The organism is Vibrio sp. 10N.222.48.A3 (assembly GCF_041475345.1).
Taxonomy (GTDB): Bacteria; Pseudomonadota; Gammaproteobacteria; order Enterobacterales; family Vibrionaceae; genus Vibrio; species Vibrio tasmaniensis_A.
Genome location: NZ_JBFRVX010000245.1, coordinates 1 through 8,266 on the forward strand (window position 1 = coordinate 1; position 8,266 = coordinate 8,266).

The 8,266-nt window shown below is 44.0% G+C and carries 9 protein-coding genes; 6 read left to right on the top strand and 3 right to left on the bottom strand.

Going from position 1 to position 8,266, the window contains the following annotated elements:
• The coding region (locus AB4653_RS08245; protein WP_372103796.1) for a DUF413 domain-containing protein at positions 1 to 347 on the bottom strand (347 nt) is incomplete at its 3' end.
• 156 nt (positions 348 to 503) lie between these two features.
• Between AB4653_RS08245 and AB4653_RS08250 the strand changes: the two genes are divergently transcribed.
• Positions 504 to 1,394: a LysR family transcriptional regulator gene (locus AB4653_RS08250; protein ID WP_029222811.1), complete on the top strand. Its 891-nt coding sequence runs from the start codon at positions 504 to 506 to the stop codon at positions 1,392 to 1,394.
• Positions 1,395 to 1,604: 210 nt separating this feature from the next.
• Here the strand turns inward: AB4653_RS08250 and AB4653_RS08255 are convergent, their stop codons facing one another.
• Positions 1,605 to 1,808, bottom strand: coding sequence for a hypothetical protein (locus AB4653_RS08255; RefSeq protein ID WP_012601212.1), 204 nt, complete (start codon positions 1,806 to 1,808; stop codon positions 1,605 to 1,607).
• Between the two features lie 232 nt (positions 1,809 to 2,040).
• Between AB4653_RS08255 and AB4653_RS08260 the strand changes: the two genes are divergently transcribed.
• The 3 genes from AB4653_RS08260 to AB4653_RS08270 all read left to right on the top strand — a co-directional run bounded on the left by AB4653_RS08260 (position 2,041) and on the right by AB4653_RS08270 (position 4,639).
• The gene (locus AB4653_RS08260) at positions 2,041 to 3,489 is read left to right on the top strand and encodes an AlkA N-terminal domain-containing protein (protein WP_017097793.1); all 1,449 of its coding nucleotides are present in this window, start codon (positions 2,041 to 2,043) and stop codon (positions 3,487 to 3,489) included.
• 82 nt (positions 3,490 to 3,571) lie between these two features.
• Positions 3,572 to 4,048 (top strand): methylated-DNA--[protein]-cysteine S-methyltransferase, encoded by a 477-nt coding sequence (locus AB4653_RS08265; RefSeq protein ID WP_102257675.1) that lies wholly within the window; start codon positions 3,572 to 3,574, stop codon positions 4,046 to 4,048.
• A gap of 207 nt (positions 4,049 to 4,255) precedes the next feature.
• Positions 4,256 to 4,639 (top strand): hypothetical protein, encoded by a 384-nt coding sequence (locus AB4653_RS08270; protein ID WP_102257674.1) that lies wholly within the window; start codon positions 4,256 to 4,258, stop codon positions 4,637 to 4,639.
• 1 nt (position 4,640) lies between these two features.
• Here the strand turns inward: AB4653_RS08270 and nhaD are convergent, their stop codons facing one another.
• A complete protein-coding gene (gene nhaD / locus AB4653_RS08275; RefSeq protein ID WP_012601208.1) occupies positions 4,641 to 6,080 on the bottom strand; it encodes a sodium:proton antiporter NhaD in 1,440 nt (479 codons plus the stop codon).
• Between the two features lie 426 nt (positions 6,081 to 6,506).
• On the opposite strand from nhaD, the gene AB4653_RS08280 reads away from it, so the two are divergent.
• Positions 6,507 to 7,244 (top strand): nucleoside recognition domain-containing protein, encoded by a 738-nt coding sequence (locus AB4653_RS08280; protein ID WP_009846112.1) that lies wholly within the window; start codon positions 6,507 to 6,509, stop codon positions 7,242 to 7,244.
• The gene (locus tag AB4653_RS08285) at positions 7,244 to 7,711 is read left to right on the top strand and encodes a YjiG family protein (RefSeq protein WP_004737023.1); all 468 of its coding nucleotides are present in this window, start codon (positions 7,244 to 7,246) and stop codon (positions 7,709 to 7,711) included. Before AB4653_RS08280 ends, AB4653_RS08285 begins: the two co-directional genes overlap by 1 nt.
• The last annotated feature ends 555 nt before the right edge of the window (positions 7,712 to 8,266 follow it).

Sequence of the window (8,266 nt, forward strand, 5' to 3'; positions counted from 1 at the left end):
TCTAACACTAACTCTCTTTCGTATTCTTCCCGAGAAACTTCGCTGCGTTTGCAGCCGTTTAGGGTATGAAAGCGACGGCGTCCACGAGCCAGTTGAATGTACTTCAACCAAACACGCTCTAACTTGGACTTCGCCTTATGAGGGTGAGACAACACTTTGATGAAATGTTTTTCTTCTGAGTTGCTTGGCGAAAGTTCGCCAGTCTCAAGTGCAAGCATAGTGTCACCAAACAAGGTTAGGATTTCCTCTTCTGAAAGAGTAAAATCACCCGACTTAGCAAACCCTCGTGGGAATTTAATGGTGTCATAAAAACGTTTTTTTCCGTGTCGGAATTCGGTCTCAGACATATCAGCCTCAGTAATGTGGTTAGATAGAAATTAGTGTTTATTGCTCACGCGAAAATATTGTTAAAAGGCTAAAATAGGAAACAAAACGTTTTTGCCTTTACGATAAACAATCCTAGATCGGCTAGTTAGCAGATTTATTACAGAGATGTATTTTTGATGGATGTGAAAGTATTTAGAACCTTTCTTGAGGTTGCAAGGGTGCGCCACTTTGGGCGTGCAGCTGAAAACTTGTATTTAACACAAGCAGCGGTGAGTGCGCGGATTAAACAGCTTGAAGGCTATTTTGATACTCAGCTCTTCATTCGTGACCGCAATAACATCAAGCTGACCTCTTCTGGTGAGCGTTTGATTGGTTATGCTGAAGTGATGGTATCCACCTTACAACAAGCCAAATTTGAGCTGTCGTTAGAGAGTGGAAAAGCGTTGCAGTTAACACTGGGTGGCACACCGAATATCTGGGATGCGTATCTACAAAACTGCTTAAGTGTGGTGACCGACTCTTTCGGTGGCTACGGCTTTATGGCCGAGGTGATGGGTCGCGAACAGCTGAACCGTAATTTGCTAGAACGAACCTTAGACATGGCTTTTGCTTTCGATCAGATCAAAGCGGAAGAGCTGAACTGTAAAAAAGTCGCTGACTTGGTTTTGGTGTTGGTATCAACGGAGCAAGATGATCTGGAATCTGTATTCCAACATAAATACGTTTATGTCGACTGGGGAACGCGTTTTGGTTCTGAACACGCCGAGCGTCACCCCAAAGTGCCTGCGCCGTATCTACGTACCTCAACAGCTCGTATCGCTTTAGATTTTATCTTAGAGAAAGGTGGCAGTGCGTATTTACCTGTTTCTATGGTTGAACCTTTTATCGAGTCGGGTCAATTGCACAAGGTCAAAGGGGTTGAAGACTGGTATCGCCCAATTTACCTGAGCTACCGTAAAAGCAGTACTTCGGTTGATGCGATCATTCAGGTTGAGAAGTTGGTTAATGAAATTGACCCATCGACTGCCTACACGTTGCAACAAGCCGCTGAACAAACACCAGAGTAACAGCTGTTTCTGTAACCAATATGCTTTGTTGACTAAATAAAAATGGCTCCTAACTAGTTATATAGTTGGGAGCCATTTTTGTTTTTAAACCAGAGATGATTTTCTTTTCCAAATCAGAGATAACCCTAACTCGGATAAAACCGTTTAAGCCTGGTATGCGTAACCTTTTTTAAAAGCCCTATCACTTCAAAGCACTATTCTTCGAAAATTCTAGAGATTCATTAGATTCTCGATAGACTCTTCAAGAGAGTGTGACATGTAAGAATGGATTTGATTGCCATCCGTTGCGTCAATCTCAATCTTAGAAATCCCCTTATCCGCTTCGTCTTCAAGAAAGCTTAGAGACTGTTCGACTGATTGACTGGTGAGAACCTGTTGGTTTGATAAAACAATACGACATGTGTGAAGAACCATAGCCTTTTCCTTATTATTCGATAGGTCTCTGCATCTTAATGTGCTGAGTACCGTTCGTTGACGTTGTGAGAATAATCCTTTCTCAAGGTTAAATTTAGTCGAATTGAGCGAAAAGAAAACCCTTTTTTGTGATTTATCTAACCTTCAGTTCCGAAAATGGCTAGCGACAATAACAGTTCACGGTAAACTTTTAGTTATTGGAGCACAGTATGGCTAATGAGAAGGACAGAGTATGTCTAAGAATATTCATCACAACAGCGCGTTAACGAGTGAGCAGTGCCATTTGGCTCGATATGCGCGAGATGTTCGCTTTGATGGGATGTTTTTCACAGCGGTGAAAACCACCGGGATTTTTTGTCGCCCTATTTGCCCTGCAAGTCCACCCAAAGAAGAAAATGTCGAATACTTTTCTCATCAAGCTCAGGCTTTGAAAGCGGGTTATCGCCCATGCTTACGTTGCCGACCAGACAGCGCGCCTTTTTCTCCGGCTTGGAAAGGTGTTGAAACTACCTTTCTGCGAGCTATGCAATTAATCGACAACGGTGCGCTGAATTCGGGGTCGATTGTCGACCTTGCCACTCGACTAGGCATCTCAGATCGTTATTTACGAACCTTGTTCGACAATTACATCGGGGTGTCACCGAAGCAATATAGCCTTTATAGCCAATTGATGTTTGCCAAGCAGTTACTGCATACCAGCAGCATGAGCATTACCGATGTCGGTTTTGCGAGTGGTTTTAACAGCACGCGCCGCTTCAATGATGCCTTTCAAAAAGAGCTTCAGCTTTCGCCAAGTCAAATACGAAGAGCTAAGCCAAGTAACAATCTAAGTAATCATATCCAACTCAGTTTCCATGGCCCGTTGGACTGGGATCATTTGCTGGGCTTTTATCGACGACGAATGATCGAAGGCTTAGAAGAGGTGGGCGACGGTTATTACCAACGCACAGTGAACGTGAACGGCTCGAAGGGCTGGTTCAAGGCCACTTTAGCCAAAGAGAGCAGTTTGGATATTGAGTTTGAGTTGGATGATATGAGCCAATTAAGAAGTTTGATCGCCAATATTCGACGTATGTTCGACCTTGATGTTGATATCAGCAAAGTTGAAGATTTCTTTAGCACCATTGATCCCAACTTGGTGGCTAAGAGTGGTATTCGTATCCCTGGTGTGTGGAGTGCTTGGGAAGCCGGAGTAAGAGCGATTCTCGGGCAGCAAGTCTCGGTAACAGCGGCCATTGGTCAGCTCAACTTGTTGGTGCGAAAGCTCTCAGGTTCATATCAGGTGTTTGATTCACAAGAGCAAGCTAATTCACAAGAGTGCTCTGACTTACAACAAATTGCTGATTCATCAGAGAAAGCGTATTTCCCTACACCTAAACAAATAGCTGATGCTGATGTGAGCTTTCTAAGGATGCCGGGAAGTCGTAAGGAAACCTTAAAGCGTTTTGCCCAATACATGGTCGATAACGAAGCTGAGCATCCTTCTAAGTGGATTGATCTCAAAGGTATTGGTCCTTGGACGATTCAATATGCGCTGCTGCGCGGGCTCAGTGAACCTAACCACTTGCTAGTAGGCGATTTGGTGGTGAAGAAATTCATCGAGCATCGCCCTACCATTAATACAGAGAGTGTTTCGCCTTGGGGAAGTTACGCCACGTTCCATTGTTGGAATCAGTCTTAAACGATGTTTCAAGTGGAATAGAGATACCTATCTGATATAGAAGCAATGAATAAACATCGGAATTACCAAGCTAGGAGAGATTATGACTAACCGTTTTACTTATTATCAAAGTCCACTAGGAACCGTGACGTTACAGGCGAACGATGAAGGGCTGCTCGGCCTTTGGTTTGAAACTCACACTACCAAGCCCGAACAGTTAGGTGTTCAAGATGATAGCTTTCCGATCTTTGCGTTGGCTATCAAACAGCTCAATCGCTATTTTGCTGGTGAAGCTATCCAGTTTTCTGTGCCGATCGCAGCCAAGGGCACTCCGTTTCAGCAGTCGGTTTGGCAAGCGCTGATGACCATTCCTTATGGAGAAACATGGAGCTATGCTCAATTAGCTGATGCGATTGGTAACCCAAAAGCGGTGCGTGCAGTGGGTTTGGCGAATGGCAAAAATCCGGTGTCTGTGATTGTGCCGTGTCATCGTGTGATAGGTAAAAATGGAAAGCTGACGGGTTATGCGGGGGGGGTAGAGCGTAAACAGCGTTTGTTAGTGATTGAGGGAAGAAAGTAAGTAAGCTTAGAAAGCTACTGAGCTAGCAACTTGAAACGCTGTTCTATCGGTTAAGGTTGAAGGTTTGTACGACTCAGGAGGAACATTAAGAGATCCCAGCGTGACTCTGCAATAAAAACGTGACTTTGCAATAAATTCGCTACTTTCTGGAAAATAATGATTTGGTTGCATATTATTTAGCCATGATTTTTAGGCAAGGATGCCCAAATGAATAACCATCATTTTCTGATAATAGCTTTCACTAGTGTGTTATTGCTGACCGGTTGTTTAACTGATACTAGTCGCCCCTTTGAAGTACCGCAGCTTGTTTTGTTCAAAGGGATGTATGAGAACGCGGACGATAACAGCTATCTACTTTTTGAGTCAGGACAAATGACCTATCAAACAATCGGTAACACGGTCACTAGAACTTATCGTATTGAAAATGATTTGATTAACATCGAGTTGAATTCAGGAAATAGCCGAGTGGATTCTGGGTTGATGATGCGCATTCAACAAGAAGGAGCGGTGTTAACCTGCAACCAGTGTCCAGCAGTGCAGTTAAGCAACGTCTGGACACGTGTTGATAAGCCTTTAGTTGATATGCATTAGGCTAGAACATATCACCGTTCAGCCATAGGTGAGCGGCGATACTGACCCCATAACCAATCATGATTACTGGCATCCATTTTAAGTGGCCAAAGAAGGTGTATTTTCCATGCGCCGCCCCCATCAATGCAACACCAGCGGCACTACCAATAGACAATAAGCTGCCGCCAACGCCTGCGGTTAGGGTGATCAGTAGCCAGTTGCCCATCGACATTTGGGGTTCCATGGATAACACGGCAAACATCACCGGAATGTTATCGACAATAGCCGATAAGATCCCCACCATGACGTTGGCCCAAATTGGATCCCACTGGCTATACATCACGCCCGAAGCTAATTCCAAGTAACCAAGTAGACTCAAGCCACCGACACACATTACCACGCCGTAGAAGAACAAAAGCGTGTCCCATTCGGCATGAGAAACTCTTCGAAATACATCGAACGGCACAACAGAACCGAGTCGCTTCAGGGCGCCTTCATCGTTATTGGCGATCGCCACTGCCTTTTTCTTGGCGAGTGAGTTGGGCAAAGTCTTGCGTAAGTAATAGCCAAAGAACTGCAGATAGGCGAGCCCCATCATCATACCCATTACTGGAGGGAAGTGGAGTACGGCATGGAAAGCAACAGCGGTCGCTATTGTCATAATAAACAAGAATACGATGCGCCTCGCACCACGTTTTAATTCAACGTGTTGATGGACTGTGTCGGGCTGAGTGGTGGGTACAAAGTAAGACATGATCAACGCAGGGACGAGGTAATTCATCACCGAAGGAATAAACAAAGGAATGAACTCACTAAAGCTCACATAACCAGCCTGCCACACCATGAGTGTTGTGATGTCTCCGAATGGACTGAATGCACCGCCAGCATTGGCGGCTATCACGATATTCACGCAGGCTAGGTTGACGAATTTAGGATTAGAACCTGCCACTTTAAGAACCACAGCGCACATCAATAGAGCTGTCGTGAGGTTGTCTGCGATCGGTGAGATAAAGAAGGCCAGAATACCGGTTATCCAGAACAAAGAGCGAAAGTTAAAGCCTTTGCCTACCATCCACGCTTGCAGCGCATCAAACAGTCTCCTCTCTTCCATGGCGCTAATGTATGTCATGGCGACGAGTAGAAAGAGTAATAGCTCGGCATATTCCAGCAGGTTGTGTTCGAGCGCTTGTTTGGCGACTTCAACAAGGTTGTGTTCTTGGTAGGTAAAACCAATGATTATCCAGATTAGGCCCGCTGCAAGTAGAACTGGCTTGGATTTTCGGAGTTTTAGGTATTCTTCCATCATCACCACGATGTAGGCGACAACGAAAATGGTCAGCGATAGGTAGCCAGCAAATGAACTGGTTAGTTTGAGCGGCTCTCCCAACTGAGAAGTGGCAGCGCCTGCTACCGTAGAAAAAAATAATAAAGAGAGAACAGCAGAAAGCTGGATACCTAACATGGATTACGCTCCGAAGTTAATAAGTTATTAACACGGGTAAAAGCGTAGACCTAAATAACCCTGTTCAGTGTGATAGATATCTTAATAATTCAATAGATTATATAGAAAACAGTAGATTGGGTGAAAACGTGAGATCACGATGAAAGATTTTTTTGAACTTTCTATTCGAAGCCTGATTATTGTGGCGATTATGTGCGTTTTTGATTGCGGTGTTGAAGCTAGGTTTGTTTAGTTTTGTATGAGAAATATTCTAATTTTTTTAGCGTATACCTCTACTTTAAAATTTGAATCACAGTTTTATATGTTGCTTTGGTTCTTTTATTTAAACCGATGCACTATTTGATTTTGGTCATTAACCTTTTGCTCATTAGTTTGCACTATCTATACGTGTTATGTTCCACATAAACGAGATGTATAGAGGTCCTTATGACTAATCCAACCAAAACCGATCGTAAAGTCACGATCGGCAGCTATATCGCACTCGCGTTCGCGATTGTGTTCTTTTCAGGCTTAATGCAGTCCAATGAATGGTATGGAGTGCTCGATTTTACGACGCTCAACGGTTCATTTGGTAAGGTCGCTTACGATGTGAGTGAGTCGGCTGATGGTATCCAAGCGGCAACGACGTCACTGCGTGGTAAAGGCGGTAGTGGTGCGCGCGACGGTTTCATTTTTGCATTGACACTTATTCCGACCGTGATGTTTGCATTGGGCATGATTAACGTACTTGAGCACTACGGTGCACTGGACGCGGCTCGTAAACTACTAACTCCACTACTTCGTCCTTTAATGGGTATTCCGGGCAACTCAGGCTTGGCACTGATTGCTTCTCTGCAAAGTACCGATGCGGGTGCTGCGATGACACGTCAGCTCAAAGATGAAGGGCATTTGACTAAGCGTGAAACCGATGTGTTCACCATGTTCCAGTTTACTGCGGGTGCGGCGATCGTTAACTTTTTCTCTTCAGGTGCGGTGTTGTTCACTCTAACGGCGATGGATGGTTCTTTGGCAGTGACATCGTCAATTGGTCTTGCTGTTGCGGTGATGTTTATCTTCAAGTTTGTTGGTGCGAACTTATTCCGCCTTTACCTCAATATTACTGAAGGTAAAGAAGACAAAACAAAATCAGACAAAGAACAAAAACTGGAAGAGGAAGTAGCATAATGAGCGAAGTTAAAGCAAAGAAACCAATGGTTACTGATATTTTCGTTGAAGGTGCTAAGAAAGGCTGGGTTATTGCGACAACCTCTACAGTACCTAATGTTCTGATGGCGTTTGTGATTATTAAGGCGTTGCAGATTACTGGTGCACTGGATCTGATGGGTAGTGTGTTTGCACCTATCATGGCGGTATTTGGTTTACCGGGCGAAGCGGCAGCAGTATTGATTGGCGCGTGGATGTCGATGGGTGGTGCAGTCGGTGTGGTTATCACGCTATTTGACCAAGGCATTTTGAACGGCAACCATATTGCTATTTTGGCGCCAGCTATCTACTTGATGGGTTCTCAGGTGCAATATATGGGACGCATCATGGGACCAATTGGTACTGAAGGTCGTTATATCCCTGTGATGATCGCGATTTCAGTATTGAATGCGTTTGGTGCTATGTTTTTGATGAACATTATTTTGTAACGTGGCTTTGAACGATTAGCTACTATTTGAACGATCAGTTACTAATAGCTTTTCGATGTTGAAAAAAGAAACCCCGTTTGGCTTTCACCAAACGGGGTTTATTCTTTTTCGTAGCCATCCTGCTACTGACGTTGTTACTTATTTTTTAATAAGGTCACGTATGCTCCTTGCATCGTTCCTTGATTTGGCTAAATCCTTTAACCTATCCAATCCATCGCCTTCCTAGCGGTGTCCATGCTAACTCATCATCCTGACAAGTGACTCTATCCTAGAGTAAAACTTCCTTGCTGATCACTCATCCTAAGCCATCAAATCTTCATCCTGAAGATACCTAATCCGTTAGGCTTTTCCTGTTCTTGCCAACTCCCTGTCGACATGAGTATTAAACACTTTGGAGGCTTTATTCGCAATTAGCCTTAGGAAATAAATATCCTCGTTAACTAAAATAAATATGCGTGGATTCATATAAAACAAGGGGTTGGGTTTGTAATTTTACTTTTTTCTGCGAAGCTTGACTGTGATCTCTTACGTTCGGTGTGAGAGATCTCTTACAAA

Excerpts from the sequence above, each read along its gene's own strand:
- AB4653_RS08265 (WP_102257675.1), top strand. The coding sequence starts at position 3,572 with ATGACTAACCGTTTTACTTATTATCAAAGTCCACTAGGAACCGTGACG.
- AB4653_RS08250 (WP_029222811.1), top strand. The coding sequence starts at position 504 with ATGGATGTGAAAGTATTTAGAACCTTTCTTGAGGTTGCAAGGGTGCGC.
- AB4653_RS08270 (WP_102257674.1), top strand. The coding sequence starts at position 4,256 with ATGAATAACCATCATTTTCTGATAATAGCTTTCACTAGTGTGTTATTG.
- AB4653_RS08260 (WP_017097793.1), top strand. The coding sequence starts at position 2,041 with ATGTCTAAGAATATTCATCACAACAGCGCGTTAACGAGTGAGCAGTGC.
- nhaD (WP_012601208.1), bottom strand. The coding sequence starts at position 6,080 with ATGTTAGGTATCCAGCTTTCTGCTGTTCTCTCTTTATTATTTTTTTCT.
- AB4653_RS08285 (WP_004737023.1), top strand. The coding sequence starts at position 7,244 with ATGAGCGAAGTTAAAGCAAAGAAACCAATGGTTACTGATATTTTCGTT.
- AB4653_RS08280 (WP_009846112.1), top strand. The coding sequence starts at position 6,507 with ATGACTAATCCAACCAAAACCGATCGTAAAGTCACGATCGGCAGCTAT.
- AB4653_RS08255 (WP_012601212.1), bottom strand. The coding sequence starts at position 1,808 with ATGGTTCTTCACACATGTCGTATTGTTTTATCAAACCAACAGGTTCTC.